Here is a 14696-nt window from a genome sequence, read left to right as displayed (position 1 = left end):
TGATCAAACTCTTCAATTCAAGTTCAATCGCTCAATAAACTGCTTAGCTATAAATAAAACACTACTTAAAAAAAGTAATGATGAATTTTCAGTTAAGCACCTATTAAGACTTCAAAATTAAAAAATATTTTTAAAACAAGTCAATCAACAAGTGCCCACACAGATTGTCTGATACATTGTTAAAGAGCAAAAAATAACGACGCACTTGGAAACTTAAAAAACTTCACAACAGTGCGTCGTTGTGTGCGGTGCATTATAGGGATTTTCAAATCCCTTGCAAGTACTTTTTTGTAAAAATATTTAAAAAAATGATCTTTTGATGGAAATATAAACATTTCATTAAAAAGTGCGGTCAAAAATACAATAATTTTTCAATTCTTATTTTTTCCAATAGCTTGGAATAAACAGCACGATTAATGAAAACATTTCTAAACGTCCACAGATCATAGCAAAACTAAAGACTAATTTAGCACTTTCTGGAACACCAATAAAACTTTCGTGAATAAAACCAAGTCCCGGTCCTGCATTCGTTAATGTGGCGAATACGGCTCCCATCGCATCAAAAGTATTCATCCCACAAAGAATAACAGCAAAAACACACCCCCAATAAACCAGTATAAAAATAATGAAAAATGCCCAAATACTTTCTATCATTCTTGGTGCTAGACGATTTTTACCTATTCGAATTGGTTGTACTAAATTTGGATGGATTAAACTATGCAGTTCTCGATCGATTTGTTTCCACAATATAAGTGTCCGTATCGCTTTTAATCCCCCAGTTGTTGAACCACCACAACCACCAATTACCGCAGAAATTACCAGTAAAAGCCCAATAAAAGGCGGAAGATTATCAATATCAAAAATCGTATAACCAGCAGTCATTGACATTGATGTTAATTGTAATGCACCTTTTGTTACTGCCTCGTTTATATCTGAAACTAAACCATAACCATATAAAGATAGAGATACAATACCAATAAAAATAATTTGCATCGTTAGAAAAAAACGAAATTCGGGATCTTTCCAATAATTTCGCCAAATATTTCTTTTACCTAGTGCAAGAAAAGCGGAAATATGTAAACTAAAATTAACACCACCAATCAGCATAAAAATTGTTGTAACCCAATAAATGGAAGCTTGATTAAAATAGCCAATACTTGCATCGTGCGTTGAAAATCCGCCATTTGAAATTGTTGAAAAACTATGCCCAATGGCATCAAAAAGATTCATTCCTGATAGCCAATATGCAATGGCACAAAGAGCAGTTAATGAAGCATAAATAATCCATAGAGCTTTCGCCACTTCTGAAATTTTAGGCAAAGATTTTTGATCTTTAAGAGGGCCTGAAGATTCTGCTCGATATAATTGTGTCCCACCAATTCCCAACAGCGGAATTATCGCCACAGCCAATACGATAATCCCCATACCACCTAACCATTGTAAAAACTGACGATAAAACAAAATAGATTTAGGTAAATTATCCAGCCCCGTCATTACCGTTGCACCAGTAGTAGTTAAGCCAGAAAATGCTTCAAATACGGCTGAAGCAATAGTTAAATGTGGTGAATCGAACAATAAAAGAGGCAATGTTGCCAGGCTTCCTAAAACTAACCAAAAAGCCACAACAATCAAAAAACCATCACGGGATCGTAATTCTTGTTTATGGTGATGGCATGGCCACCAAAGCAATGTGCCCGCTGTCAAGCTCAACATAAAAGCCTGCATAAATGCCTTGCCGCCACCATCGCCATAAATCAGAGCAACAAATGCAGGAACTAGCATCGTACCTGAAAAACACATCACAAGAATACCAATAATTCGGATAATCGATAAAATACGCACAACTATTCGCCTATCTCTAAAAGTTGAATAACTAATCTACCTGAAGACTTTTCCGTTAATTCTGAAGAAAACGCCTCTATTGTTTTTTCACTAATACCTAAAATCAAATGAATATTTGCCTGAAAACCTTGAGATAAAATCTCAACCTGATATTTTTCACAAAGTTGTTGAACCAACCTTAACTGACCATAGTCACAATCAAGTTTGAAAGGGGTTCGTTCAACTTTAATTTCGCTTTCAATCAGCTTTAACGCTTGTTGTACGCCATTGCCGTAAGCACGAACTAATCCGCCCGTTCCAAGCAAAATACCGCCATAATAGCGAACCACCACCGCACTGATTTCACCTAATTGACTGCCTTGCAATGCACTCAACATTGGCTTTCCTGCCGTTCCAGCAGGTTCGCCATCATCAGAAAAACCAAGTTGTAGAGAATCGGTTGGCTTGCCTGCTACGGCAGCCCAACAATGATGCCGTGCATTTGGATGTTCTTGTTTAATCTTTGCCCAAAAAGCTCTTGCGTCTTCTAAACCTTCGGTGTGCTGTAAATAAGTAATAAAACGGCTTTTCTTAATTTCTTCTTCAAAAACAACCGCACTTTTAGGAACGAGGTATTCCGCCATTTCTTTTTTCAAGGTAATTTCAATGACACTAGTCTATCACTGATGACTGGGATTTGTCGAAATTTTGCCGTAAGTGCGGTATGATATGGCTCTGTTTTTCAAAAGAAAAAAGAATATGTCTGAAATTTCCGTCACACAAACCCTAAATACTTTAGGATTACGTTGCCCAGAACCTGTCATGCTTGTTCGTAAAAATATTCGTCATCTTAACGATGGAGAAATACTTTTGATTATTGCTGACGATCCTGCAACAACAAGAGATATTCCAAGTTTCTGTCAATTTATGGATCACACATTACTGCAAAGTGAAGTGGAAAAACCCCCGTTCAAATATTGGGTGAAAAGAGGAAAATAAAACATCGACCTCATTAAAGTGCGGTCGATTTTTTATAATTTTTAAAGATTACGTAAGGCTTCAATACGCTTTTCGAGTGGTGGATGGCTCATAAAGAGTTCACTGCGTTTACCATTAATCATAAAGGCATTTAAAGAACCTTCAAGATTTTGGGGTTCGTGAAGTTGTTGCAAACGTTGCAATGCCATAATCATCTTTTCTTTGCCTACTAAACTTGCGGAACCTGCATCTGCACGAAATTCGCGGTAGCGCGAGAACCACATTGCGATAATACTTGCAAGTACACCAAAGAGCATTTCCAATACCATCGAAACCAAGAAATAAATGCCTGAACTGCGCGTTTCTTCTCCATTATTGTTACGCGAACTTGCTACCGCCGTTGCAATAACGCGAGATAAGAAAATCACGAAAGTATTTAATACGCCTTGCAATAACGCCATCGTCACCATATCCCCATTGGAAATATGGGAAATTTCGTGCGCTAAAACAGCTTCAGCTTCAGCCTCCGTCATGTTGTTTAATAATCCCGTACTCACTGCCACCAAAGAATTGCTTTTTGTCGCGCCTGTCGCAAAAGCATTCACATCGGGTGAATGATAAATCGCCACGTCTGGCATGGGAATACCCGCTTTCTGCGCTTGGCGACTAACGGTATCAATTAACCAACGTTCAGTTTGATTACGAGGTTGAGTAATCACCTCTCCATCCACAGAACGTAATGCCATCGTTTTAGACAGGAATAAGGAAATTAATGAACCAGCAAAACCAAATAGCAAAGCCATAATTAAAATACCGCCGGTGCTATTTCCTGCAATACCAGTCACATTTAAAATAATACCTAATACCAGCATTACAGCCATATTGGTTGCCAAGAAAAGAAGAATACGCATCATAATGTGTTCTCTCAAAGTTAGGGTTAAGTATTTCCTTAGTGAGGAAAATTCACAAAAAATTCAAGGTGTAATGTAAAATTTTTGTTATCAGCATACAAACAAAAAGCACGGTCAAAAACATGCGAGTTTATGACCGCACTTTTTTAAGCAGAAATTACCAAATAGAAAACTATTTTCTTACAGCAATCGCTTCAATTTCTAATCCCACATCTTTTGGTAAACGCGCAACTTCTACGCAAGAACGAGCAGGGAAGTTAGGATGATTATTTTCTTTAAAGAAACGTTCGTATTCTGCATTAACCGCAGCAAAATCATTAAGATCTTTCACGAAAACCGTTGTTTTTACAATATCGGCTGCGGTTAAACCTGCTTTCTCGATAATCGCTTTCACGTTTTCTAAAGATTGGCGTGCTTGTGCAACGATGTCAGCTGGCACTTCGCCTGTTGCAGGATTCACTGGAATTTGCCCTGAGGTTAAAACTAAATTGCCAAGATCAACCGCTTGAACATAAGGGCCAATGGCTGCTGGTGCTTTTTCAGTATGAATAATTTGAGTCATCATTTTCTCCTTAGTTGATAAAAAATTGGGTAATTTTTACCGCACTTTTCTGTTTATTAATCAATTTCTTTTAGTATATCATCGGGAAGTGATTCTTTGCTTTCGACTAATTTCCCATCGTTTACTTTAAATTGTAAATTTTGGTAATAAGCTTCTCGGAACGTGATATATGGATCTTGAGCTTGACGTAACAATTCTGCATTATTGAGATTTTTCGCACGGGCATCCACTGCTTGCACACCATATTTCACTAATGCCCACGGACCACCAACCCATTGCCAGAATGGATACATATAAGCCGCATCAACCACAGCTCCTGTTAATTGACGTGGCGTTGTTGCATTATAAATCGGTAGCACAATATAAGTGCCAGCATCTACGCCGTAGCTACCTAAAGTTTCCCCAAATCCACGTTGATTATCTACGCGTAATTCTTTGCTTGCGCTTGCAAAATCAATAAAACCACCTAGACCAAATACAGTATTAATCCAAAAACGATTAAAGTGAACAAATGCTTTTTTCGGTTCGCCTTCAATTAAGCGGTTTATGAAACTGACTGGCTCATCAAGATTATTTGCGATGCCAGCAAGACCAGAAGAAATCGGCTTAGGCACATAGTTGTTCCAACCTTTTGCAACAGGTTCTAGCACATAGCGATCTAGCACATTATAGTTAAACTTCCACATGGTTCGATTGAAGTCTTCAAGGGAATCATTACGCTCACTCACTTGTTTCGCGTCGTTGTTATTTGCACAACCTGTTAGTGCAATGGCACCCAAAAGTGCGGTCAAAATTGCCTTTGTTTTCATTTTTAATCCTTACATAAATATGGGATTATTCTACCTAATTTGTTAAATAAAAACAAAAAACCGCACTATAAAAGTGCGGTTATATTTTAATTATTTCTTAGTGTATTTTTTCAACTTGACCAAATTCAAGCTCAACTGGTGTTGCACGACCAAAAATTGATACAGACACTTTTAAGCGACCTTTTTCATAATCCACTTCTTCTACTGTACCATTAAAATCAGCAAATGGACCTTCAGTCACACGAACTTCCTCGCCTGGATGATATTCATTTCGATGACGAGGTTTATCAGTATTTTGTTCAAGGCGATTTAAAATAGTATCCGCTTCACGTTTAGAAATAGGCGCAGGTTTATCTGGTGTACCACCGATAAAACCCATCACTCTTGGCACGCTTTTTACTAGATGCCAAGTTTCATCATTCATTTCCATTTCTACAAGTACATAACCTGGAAAAAATTTACGTTCACTTTTGCGACGTTTTCCTGCTACATTTTCCACCACTTCTTCAGTTGGCACTAAAACTTCACCAAATTGATCTTCCATTTGTTGTTGTTTGATGTATTCACGTAAAGTTAGAGCTACACGACTTTCAAAGCCAGAAAACGCTTGTAATACATACCAACGTTTTTTTGATACTGTTGTTTCTTCAGTCATTTTAGAATCTCAAATCAGTTAAGAAATTAATCACTGTCACAATAATCGAATCTACTGCCCAAAAGAAGAGAGAAGCAATCATTGTTACCCCGATAACGATCAATGTTGTCTGACGCGCTTCAGCACGGGTTGGCCATACGACTTTACGCGCTTCTGTGCGAGAGTCATTAAAGAATGCGCGTGCTTTTGTTCCTTGATTAGTAATTGCCGCTAAAATAAATGCAATGACTAATGCAATAGCCATACCAATAACACGAATCGGTAAAGAATAGATTTGTTGGAAATAAATATTCCCAATTGCCGCAGCAGCAAAAAAGATCACAGCTAAAACCCAAAGGAATGTATTTAAACCTTTAGACTTGCCTTCAACGATCACTTCTTGCGTATTTTTCTTTTTATCAACAATTTCGGTTGCCATAGAATTGAATCCGTTTTAAATGGAAGTGTAAGAATAATGCCATAAGAACGTGCGATTGTAGCATTTTCTTTTCGCCTTGCCTATTGAAAATAAGCATCAACATAGAAAATCTGGCGAAAACAACCGCACTTTTGCGATTAAATCTAATATTCTAATTTGGGCGCAAGATTATCTACAATTGTCGATTCATCAACGATAACTTTTTGTAAATTCTCAAGAGACGGTAGATCATACATTGTATCTAACAACACTGCTTCTACGATAGAACGTAAGCCACGCGCACCTGTTTTTCTTTCAAGTGCTTTTTTCGCCATTGCTTTTAATGCTTCTGGTGTGAAATCCAATTCTACTTTTTCCAATCCAAATAAAGCTTGATATTGTTTAATTAATGCGTTTTTTGGTTTTGTGAGAATTTGTATCAGCGCATCTTCATCTAATTCACTTAATGGGGCAATCATTGGCAAGCGTCCAATAAATTCTGGAATTAAACCAAATTTCATCAAATCATCAGGTTCAACTTGACGGAATAATTCAGAAAGAGATTGTTGTTTTTCATCTTTTTCAACTTTGGCATTAAAACCAATACTCGTACTGGTTTGAGTGCGTTTATCAATAATTTTATCTAATCCTGCAAATGCACCGCCGCAAATAAAGAGAATTTTAGACGTATCCAATTTTACCATTTCTTGTTGTGGATGTTTACGACCGCCTTGAGGTGGAATTGAAGCGATTGTACCTTCAATAAGTTTTAATAAAGCCTGTTGCACCCCCTCTCCTGAAACATCTCGAGTAATTGATGCGCCTTCCGATTTACGGCTAATTTTATCAATTTCATCAATATAAATAATGCCTTTCTCTGCTTTTTCAGTATCGTATTCACAATTTTGCAAAAGTTTCTGTAACACATTCTCCACATCTTCCCCCACATAACCAGCTTCCGTTAATGTGGTTGCATCCGCCATCGCAAAGGGTACATTTAAACGACGAGCTAATGTTTGCGCAAGTAACGTTTTTCCGCTACCTGTAGGGCCTATAAGTAAAATATTACTTTTACCAAGCTCTACATCATTGCTTTCATAGTTAGTTCGCAAGCGTTTATAATGATTATAAACTGCCACAGAAAGCACTTTTTTCGCATAATCTTGACCGATAACATAATCATCTAGATGAGCGCGAATTTCGTGAGGCGTTGGTAATTTTTCTTCATTTTCTACCGCACTTTCCTCTAAATTTTTATCATGACTTTCTTCAAGCATTGAGTGACAAAGTTCAATACATTCATTACAAATATAACCGTCTGTGCCAGAAATTAATTTATCTACTTCGCCTTTTTCCTTTCCGCAAAAAGAGCAGTGCAAATCTTTATCTTTGTCTGTCATTATATACCCTTAACGTTTAACCAAGACTTCATCCACCAAACCATACGCTTGTGCTTCTTCAGCTGACATAAAATTATCGCGGTCAGTATCTTTCTCAATACGCTCAATACTTTGCCCAGTATGGAATGCTAAACGATCATTTAAGGTGTGTTTAATTTTCAAAATTTCTTGTGCGTGAATTTGAATATCCGATGCTTGACCACGGAAACCACCCAAAGGTTGATGGATCATCACTCGCGCATTGGGTAACGCAGCTCGTTTGCCAGCGGTTCCGCCAGCAAGTAAGAATGCGCCCATTGAACAAGCCTGACCAATACAAAGAGTGCGAATATCTGGCTTAATAAATTGCATTGTGTCGTAAATTGCCATACCTGCGGTCACAGAACCGCCTGGAGAGTTAATATAAATATTAATATCTTTAGTTGGATCTTCCGATTCTAAAAAAAGAAGCTGTGCCACAATTAAATTTGCCATACGATCTTCCACTTCTCCACTTAGGAAAATCACACGTTCTTTTAGTAAACGGGAATAAATGTCGTACGAACGTTCGCCACGCGAAGTCTGTTCAACGACCATAGGAATTACACTCATTTTCTTACCTTTTTCATTAAAACTGCTAATTATTTTATCGTAAATAACCCACAAATAAAAATGCGATCGCTTTTATTAAAAAGAGCGACCGCACTTTTATTCAATCATAATAATATTACTTATTATGCTTGTGGATTCATAATTTCATCGAATGAAGAAACTTTTTCTGTTACTTGTGCTTTTGCAAGTACTGCATCAACAGCTTGTTCTTCCAATACTACATTGCGAATATTATTCATTAACTCTTCGTTTTTACTGTAATATTCCACAACTTCTGCTGGCTGCTCGTAAGCTGATGCAATATCTGCAATCATTGCTTTAGCGCGTTCTTCATCAGCTTTTAATTCATTAGATTTAATCACTTCAGAGAATAATAAACCCACTTGCACACGACGAGTTGCTTCCGCTTCAAATAATTCACGTGGTAACTGTGCAGATTGTTGTGCATTACCGCCAAAACGTTGAGCTGCTTGATTGCGTAATACATTAATTTCTTCTTCTACTGCAGAAGCTGGCACATCAATCGGATTTTGTTCAATTAAACCATTGATTACTTGTTGTTTAACACGAGAAACTAACGCATTTTTCAATTCACGTTCCATATTTTTACGGATTTCTGCACGCAAATCAGCAACAGACTTAGTATTAGGACCAAATTTAGCAACAAATTCATCTGTTAATTCAGGCAACACCATATTTTCGATTTTTTTCAAAGTGATCGCAAATTTTGCTGCTTTACCTTTCAAGTTTTCTGCGTGGTATTCCGCTGGGAAAGTCACATCAATATCAAATTGCTCACCTGCTTTATGACCAACAATTCCTTCTTCAAAACCTGGAATCATACGACCTTGACCCATAAATAATACGAAGTCAGTAGCTTTACCACCTTCAAATTCTTCGCCATCTACAGAGCCAACAAAATCAATAGTGACACGATCATCTGCTTTTGCAACATCTTGACTTTCAGCCCAAGTAGCTTGTTGTTTACGTAACACATCGATCATTTTATCAATGTCAGCTTCCGTGATTTCAACAGTTGGTTTTTCAACTTTGATATTTTCTAAACCTTGTAATTTAACTTCTGGATAAACCTCAAAAGTGGCAGTGAAAACTAAGTCTTTACCTTCTTCAAAAGTTTCAATAGCAAAAGTTGGACGACCTGCAATATTAATTTTTTCTGCAATAACAGCATCAAAAAAATGACGTGGTAATAAATCGTTTAATACATCTTGACGAATTGACGCACCAAAACGTTGTTCAATGATATGGGCAGGAACATGGCCTTTACGGAAACCATCTACGCGCACATTTTTTGCAGCACGTTTAAATTCTTCACGAACGGCTTTAGAGACAATTTCAGTTGGAACGGTAATCGCTACGCGGCGTTCTAAACCTTGAGTTGTTTCAATATTTAATGACATTTGTTACCTCAATTAATTTGCACTCGGTCAAATCCACACCGAACACGTTTGTTAAATAAAAAGACGCTCAATTATAACGAAAGAAATCTACGCAGTCGATAAAAGAGTGATTAAAAATTGCATTTTGATAATTTTAAAATACGACTTACAAACAAAAGTGCGGTTAAAAATGATTTTCTTTTATGCTCATATAAAGCAATTAGGATTTTGTACTTATTATACTTTTTTTTGATATTGATTAAATAAATTCAATTATTTAATATGTATAATAATTATTATCATTAAAAATTAAGGAAACCTATGACCAACTTTAAATTCAGCCTGCTTGCTTGCTCTATTGCATTTGCATTAAATGCAAGCACAGCTTATGCTGCCCAACCAACCAACCAACCAACCAACCAACCAACCAACCAACCAACCAACCAACCAACCAACCAACCAACCAACCAACCAAAATAGTAATGTTTCTGAACAACTAGAACAAATTAATGTTTCAGGAAGTACAGAAACAATTAATGTGAAAGAGAAAAAGGTAGGTGAAACCCAAATTTCTGCCAAAAAATTAGCGAAACAGCAGGCGTCTGATTCTCGTGATCTCGTTCGCTATGAAACAGGTATTACGGTGGTTGAAACAGGTAGAACGGGTGCAAGTGGTTATGCTGTTCGTGGTGTAGATGAAAACCGTGTAGGTATTATGGTTGATGGGCTTCGTCAAGCTGAAACCTTAAGCTCTCAAGGATTTAAAGAACTATTTGAAGGCTATGGCAATTTTAATAATACTCGTAATAGCATTGAAATTGAAAATGTTAAAACAGCAACTATTACCAAAGGTGCTGACTCCTTAAAATCTGGTAGTGGCGCATTGGGTGGCTCTGTTATATTTGAAACTAAAGATGCTCGAGATTATCTGCTAGATAAAGATTATTATCTTTCCTATAAACGTGGTTATCAAACAATGAATAATCAAAACCTTAAGACACTTACATTAGCAGGACGTTCTAAAAAATTTGATATTTTAGTCGTTGATACAACGCGTGATGGGCACGAAATAGAAAACTACGATTATAAAATTTATCCCAACAAACAGGCTGATTTAAGAGCGGTTGGTCCTACCCGTGAAAAAGCCGATCCTTATCAAATTACCCGCCAAAGCACATTAATAAAATTGGGCTTTCAACCTAATGAAAACCATCGCTTGAGTGTGGCATTAGATGATTCCACTTTAGAAACAAAGGGTATGGATTTGTCTTACGCTTTTAGACCATGCAAGGATACAACATGTCCGGAAACATACGGTGAGCGTATTATTAACGATCAATCTAAAAGAAAAAATATCCAATTTAGTTATGAAAATTTCAGTCAAACCCCTTTTTGGGATCATATTAAACTAAGTTATTCTTCACAAAAAATTACCAATAAAGCACGCTCTGATGAATATTGTCATCAATCCACTTGTCCTGGTGTACGTAATCCGCAAGGGCTAAATTTAGTAGAAGAAGATGGAGTTTATAAAATTAAGGATCAATATGGAGGTGAACTTAAATACGAAGAAGACAAAAGTGGCTATTATCGTAAATTTCAGGATAGTAAGGGTGCAGATGTTGATAATGATATTTCAGAAGGCGGTTCACTTGATTCTGTTTTAATTAATTGCGAAAAATTAAATTGTGAAGGGAAAAAATTTAGAATTTATCAAGAAAAAGATGGAGAGTGGGATGACCAATATAAGTATGAAGACCGAGAGATTAAAATTAAAACTTTCAATGGTAAAAAATATGGGGAAATTGAACTAAAAAAAGGGAAAAAAGAATTTCTAGGTGAATTACAAAAAGAAATAGCTCGTTTTCTCTTTCCAAAAAGCCATGGCTACAGTACAGACTTCGTCAATGATCGTGATTTAAACACTAACACCCAACAAATTAAACTTGATTTAGATAAAGAATTTAGCCTTTGGCATACCCAACACAGTTTAAAATATGGTGGTTTTTATGAAAAAACACTAAAAAGTATGGTGAATCATCAATACAACACTGCAGCCAATGTGCAATGGTGGGCTGACTACTTTTTCTGTGCTAGAGCAGATGGTGGAAAGCTTGGCGTGAAGAAAAAACCACAACCTAATATCAGCGTAGCTGGTTGTGCCAATGGTACACCAATTCATTCCGATAAAGGCAAAGAGACCTATTTAATCCCTGTTACCACTAAAAATAATGTGTTGTATTTTGGAGATAATGTGCAACTTACCTCTTGGCTAGGGCTAGATTTAAATTATCGCTATGACCACGTAAAATATTTACCTAGTTATGACGAAAAAATCCCCGTTCCTAATGGATTAATTGCTGGGCTATTTAAGAAATTTCGCCAAAACGACTATGTTTATGGTAATAAAAATTCGACGCCTAAAGGATATGAAAATTGCACTTACACCACACCTTGTTATCAACAAAATTTTAAAGACAATCTTGCCCTGTTATTACGCAAAACTGACTATAAACATCATTCTTACAATTTAGGGTTAAATCTTGATCCCACAGATTGGCTTCGTGTACAGCTTAAATACGCCAATGGTTTTCGTGCGCCAACCTCTGATGAAATTTATATGACATTTAAACATCCACAATTTTCCATTCAGCCTAACACAGATTTAAAAGCTGAAACCTCTAAAACAAAAGAAGTCGCGTTCACTTTTTATAAAAACAGTAGTTATATTACGTTAAATGCGTTTCAAAACGATTACCGTAATTTTATTGACTTAGTAGAAGTGGGCGAACGTCCTATTGAAGAAGGCTCTGCAATAAAATATCCGTTCCATCAAAACCAAAATCGAGATCGAGCAAGAGTCAGAGGTATCGAAATTGCTTCACGTCTTGAAATAGGTGATTTGTTTGAAAAACTACAAGGATTCCATTTAGGCTATAAATTTACCTATCAAAAAGGCAGAATCAAAGACAATGGATTACATCCAAAATATGAAGAATTTTTGAAATTGAATAAAGCTAAACATCCAGAATACGAAGCCATTGCTCGTAAACCTCAACCAATGAATGCCTTACAACCAACCACATCGGTATACAATATTGGCTATGATGCACCAAGCCAAAAATGGGGCGTGGATATGTATATCACTAATGTTGCAGCCAAAAAAGCAAAAGATAGCTTTAATTCTCAATGGACGAGTATGGTCGAACGAAAAGAAAAGCTATATACCGACACTCCAACAGATAAAGCAGCATCAAAAGCAAACGGCAAAGACGTAAAAGATTCTCGCGGATTATGGCGTAATAATCGCTATACAGTGATCGATACGATTGCCTATTGGAAACCAATTAAAAATCTTACATTTACCGCCGGTGTATATAATTTAACCAACAAAAAATATCTCACTTGGGACTCTGCTCGTTCTATTCGTCATATCGGCACGATTAACCGAGTACAGACAGCAACAGGTAAAGGCTTAAACCGCTTCTACGCACCTGGCAGAAATTACAGAATGTCTGTTCAGTTTGAATTTTAATCCTATGTAAAAATAATCCGCACATTTTACGTGCGGATTATTGTTTAAGATTACTTCTATTTTAAAGCGGTTTGTGAGTGTGTATTTAAACGAGAAAATTTCAATTCATCAAATTCATCGCGTATAACGTATTGGTAAATCAGTACCAAATCGCCTTGAATATGGCAATCTCGATAACCTTTCCACTCTCCTACTAATGCGTGATCTTGGTAGTTTTCGGGTAAAGGTAAACGATTTAATAAACAGTATATTGCAGTAATGTATTTTGAGCCAATTAACACATTGGGGGAGCGTTTAGCTAAATCAGTTAAATCTCTTACAAATTGTTTTGAATAGCTTACTTTTAATGGCTTCTCTTCTGACATTATTGACCACCATTAAGAATGCGTTTTGTAAATTCTTCGGCAGAATAATTTTCACTAGCTTCAATAAAAAAGCTCTCTGCGTTACCACTATCTAATTCATCAATAGCTGCTAGGGTTTCTTTATTTGGGCGAAGATAATTCAAATCAATAGGGATAGAGCGAGTCTTGGCAATTTGAGCCAAAAACATATTGAATACTTGTGATGGGGTAAGTCCATATTGTTCAATAACTTGATAAGCTTCTGATTTTGTTTGCTCAACTGTTCTAAAGCTGATAGAGGAATTCGTAAGTGCCATAATTTTTCTCCTTAGTATTACATTGAAAGACTATTATAATAAAGATGAAGTGCAAAATCTATAGTCTCTCATTTTTAATGTAATTAGGGATTTTGATTGCTATTCAAAAGTTAAAGGATTTAAATATCATTACCCTGTCTAAATTCTGGTTTAAATAATTCTTCTAGTTGCCCAAAATGGAGCATTAAATCTTGCTCTCCTGCTGCGTAAGGGGCAATTTCATAAACATCATAAATAAAATGTACACCTTTTGAATCTAAGTAAATATTGTTCGATAAATTAAAACTATCGGCTTCAATAATAGGTTCATATTCCTTATTGCTATTATTATATTGTTCCCATAAAAGCGTTTTTACTTTCGGTAAATCTTTTTCATTAAATAAATCATTTAATGTCAAAATATGGCGTGTAGTTAGATCAATTGTGAAATAGCGATTACCTTCAATACCGTGCGCGCCACCTTCATAGTCATAAAAACTAATCGCAAAGGTTGCAAGTTTTTCTTTTTGCCCGATAAAATTTGTCCATATAGAATGAGAAATTCCAAAAGATGGTGTTTCTTTTGCCTCTTTTTTGTCTTCCTCAAAAGCGGTTTGATAACGTGCTATAAATTGTTCGCGAGAAATATTTTTCGTTTCTTCGTTTTCAGTCAATTTTTTCCACAATAGATCATTAAGCCAATCAATATTGGTTTTTATTGTTGAAATTGAATACTCAATTTTGGTTTCTTCAGGCTGGTAATCTTCTTTCGATTTAGGATGTTTAATAATTTCAGATTGATTAAATATTTCATCATTTTCCACAAAAATTGCTGGGACTGTTTTTTCTATTTGCTCTTTTAATTTAGTATTTTCAGCACTGAGTTGTGCTACTGTTTGATTTAGTTGTTTTATTTTTGCTTCAGTATCTTTATCTTGGCAGCCTGTGAGCAAGATGACAGAACTAATTAATGCAGCAACGAGCGTTTTTTTCATAC

Annotated in this window: 16 protein-coding genes; 3 read left to right on the top strand and 13 right to left on the bottom strand. The window is 36.2% G+C overall.

What is annotated here, in order from left to right; genetic code table 11:
* Positions 1-378 precede the first annotated feature (378 nt).
* Both DV356_RS08695 and DV356_RS08690 read right to left on the bottom strand, forming a co-directional pair.
* Positions 379-1842, bottom strand: coding sequence for a TrkH family potassium uptake protein (locus DV356_RS08695; RefSeq protein ID WP_005665565.1), 1464 nt, complete (start codon positions 1840-1842; stop codon positions 379-381).
* A gap of 2 nt (positions 1843-1844) precedes the next feature.
* Positions 1845-2465, bottom strand: a complete 621-nt coding sequence (locus DV356_RS08690; protein ID WP_011272188.1) for a YigZ family protein — start codon at positions 2463-2465, stop codon at positions 1845-1847.
* Positions 2466-2580: 115 nt separating this feature from the next.
* Between DV356_RS08690 and tusA the strand changes: the two genes are divergently transcribed.
* Positions 2581-2820 (top strand): sulfurtransferase TusA, encoded by a 240-nt coding sequence (tusA, locus tag DV356_RS08685; RefSeq protein WP_005665561.1) that lies wholly within the window; start codon positions 2581-2583, stop codon positions 2818-2820.
* Between the two features lie 41 nt (positions 2821-2861).
* Here the strand turns inward: tusA and htpX are convergent, their stop codons facing one another.
* The 8 genes from htpX to tig all read right to left on the bottom strand — a co-directional run bounded on the left by htpX (position 2862) and on the right by tig (position 9545).
* Positions 2862-3716, bottom strand: coding sequence for a protease HtpX (htpX, locus tag DV356_RS08680; RefSeq protein ID WP_172454848.1), 855 nt, complete (start codon positions 3714-3716; stop codon positions 2862-2864).
* 166 nt (positions 3717-3882) lie between these two features.
* Positions 3883-4272 (bottom strand): RidA family protein, encoded by a 390-nt coding sequence (locus tag DV356_RS08675; RefSeq protein ID WP_005630808.1) that lies wholly within the window; start codon positions 4270-4272, stop codon positions 3883-3885.
* A gap of 56 nt (positions 4273-4328) precedes the next feature.
* Entirely contained in the window at positions 4329-5081 is a 753-nt protein-coding gene (locus tag DV356_RS08670) for an MlaA family lipoprotein (protein ID WP_118806843.1), read from the bottom strand.
* A gap of 97 nt (positions 5082-5178) precedes the next feature.
* Positions 5179-5736, bottom strand: a complete 558-nt coding sequence (nusG, locus tag DV356_RS08665; protein ID WP_005648601.1) for a transcription termination/antitermination protein NusG — start codon at positions 5734-5736, stop codon at positions 5179-5181.
* Position 5737: 1 nt separating this feature from the next.
* On the bottom strand, positions 5738-6154 hold the full coding sequence (gene secE, locus DV356_RS08660) for a preprotein translocase subunit SecE (RefSeq protein ID WP_005648602.1): 417 nt from the start codon (positions 6152-6154) through the stop codon (positions 5738-5740).
* Positions 6155-6297: 143 nt separating this feature from the next.
* Complete coding sequence (clpX, locus tag DV356_RS08655; RefSeq protein WP_032823723.1) at positions 6298-7533, bottom strand: ATP-dependent protease ATP-binding subunit ClpX; 1236 nt, start codon at positions 7531-7533, stop codon at positions 6298-6300.
* A 9-nt stretch (positions 7534-7542) separates the two neighbouring features.
* Positions 7543-8154: an ATP-dependent Clp endopeptidase proteolytic subunit ClpP gene (gene clpP / locus DV356_RS08650; RefSeq protein WP_257003823.1), complete on the bottom strand. Its 612-nt coding sequence runs from the start codon at positions 8152-8154 to the stop codon at positions 7543-7545.
* 92 nt (positions 8155-8246) lie between these two features.
* Positions 8247-9545, bottom strand: a complete 1299-nt coding sequence (gene tig, locus DV356_RS08645) for a trigger factor (RefSeq protein WP_118806842.1) — start codon at positions 9543-9545, stop codon at positions 8247-8249.
* Between the two features lie 300 nt (positions 9546-9845).
* Here tig and DV356_RS09965 point away from each other — a divergent pair, with 300 nt between their 5' ends.
* Together DV356_RS09965 and DV356_RS08640 are read left to right on the top strand one after the other, a co-directional pair.
* Positions 9846-10004 (top strand): PT domain-containing protein, encoded by a 159-nt coding sequence (locus tag DV356_RS09965; protein WP_238144389.1) that lies wholly within the window; start codon positions 9846-9848, stop codon positions 10002-10004.
* Positions 10005-10062: 58 nt separating this feature from the next.
* Complete coding sequence (locus DV356_RS08640) at positions 10063-13059, top strand: TonB-dependent receptor domain-containing protein (RefSeq protein ID WP_239994855.1); 2997 nt, start codon at positions 10063-10065, stop codon at positions 13057-13059.
* Positions 13060-13115: 56 nt separating this feature from the next.
* On the opposite strand, the gene DV356_RS08635 is transcribed toward DV356_RS08640, so the two are convergent.
* From DV356_RS08635 to DV356_RS08625, 3 genes are all read right to left on the bottom strand, one after another.
* Positions 13116-13424, bottom strand: coding sequence for a YafQ family addiction module toxin (locus DV356_RS08635; RefSeq protein WP_050948779.1), 309 nt, complete (start codon positions 13422-13424; stop codon positions 13116-13118).
* Positions 13424-13720, bottom strand: a complete 297-nt coding sequence (locus tag DV356_RS08630; RefSeq protein ID WP_005692346.1) for a type II toxin-antitoxin system RelB/DinJ family antitoxin — start codon at positions 13718-13720, stop codon at positions 13424-13426. Before DV356_RS08630 ends, DV356_RS08635 begins: the two co-directional genes overlap by 1 nt.
* Positions 13721-13839: 119 nt before the next feature.
* Entirely contained in the window at positions 13840-14694 is an 855-nt protein-coding gene (locus DV356_RS08625; RefSeq protein ID WP_118806841.1) for a DUF3298 domain-containing protein, read from the bottom strand.
* Positions 14695-14696 lie beyond the last annotated feature (2 nt).

This window comes from Haemophilus influenzae, from assembly GCF_003494325.1.
Lineage (GTDB): Bacteria > Pseudomonadota > Gammaproteobacteria > Enterobacterales > Pasteurellaceae > Haemophilus > Haemophilus influenzae_I.
The sequence above is the reverse complement of the archived record's forward strand: the minus strand, read 5'-3'. Positions and strand labels throughout refer to the sequence as shown.

Excerpts from the sequence above, each read along its gene's own strand:
- DV356_RS08690 (WP_011272188.1), bottom strand. The coding sequence starts at position 2,465 with ATGGCGGAATACCTCGTTCCTAAAAGTGCGGTTGTTTTTGAAGAAGAA.
- tusA (WP_005665561.1), top strand. The coding sequence starts at position 2,581 with ATGTCTGAAATTTCCGTCACACAAACCCTAAATACTTTAGGATTACGT.
- DV356_RS08675 (WP_005630808.1), bottom strand. The coding sequence starts at position 4,272 with ATGACTCAAATTATTCATACTGAAAAAGCACCAGCAGCCATTGGCCCT.
- DV356_RS08670 (WP_118806843.1), bottom strand. The coding sequence starts at position 5,081 with ATGAAAACAAAGGCAATTTTGACCGCACTTTTGGGTGCCATTGCACTA.
- nusG (WP_005648601.1), bottom strand. The coding sequence starts at position 5,736 with ATGACTGAAGAAACAACAGTATCAAAAAAACGTTGGTATGTATTACAA.
- secE (WP_005648602.1), bottom strand. The coding sequence starts at position 6,154 with ATGGCAACCGAAATTGTTGATAAAAAGAAAAATACGCAAGAAGTGATC.
- clpX (WP_032823723.1), bottom strand. The coding sequence starts at position 7,533 with ATGACAGACAAAGATAAAGATTTGCACTGCTCTTTTTGCGGAAAGGAA.
- tig (WP_118806842.1), bottom strand. The coding sequence starts at position 9,545 with ATGTCATTAAATATTGAAACAACTCAAGGTTTAGAACGCCGCGTAGCG.
- DV356_RS09965 (WP_238144389.1), top strand. The coding sequence starts at position 9,846 with ATGACCAACTTTAAATTCAGCCTGCTTGCTTGCTCTATTGCATTTGCA.
- DV356_RS08635 (WP_050948779.1), bottom strand. The coding sequence starts at position 13,424 with ATGTCAGAAGAGAAGCCATTAAAAGTAAGCTATTCAAAACAATTTGTA.
- DV356_RS08630 (WP_005692346.1), bottom strand. The coding sequence starts at position 13,720 with ATGGCACTTACGAATTCCTCTATCAGCTTTAGAACAGTTGAGCAAACA.
- DV356_RS08625 (WP_118806841.1), bottom strand. The coding sequence starts at position 14,694 with ATGAAAAAAACGCTCGTTGCTGCATTAATTAGTTCTGTCATCTTGCTC.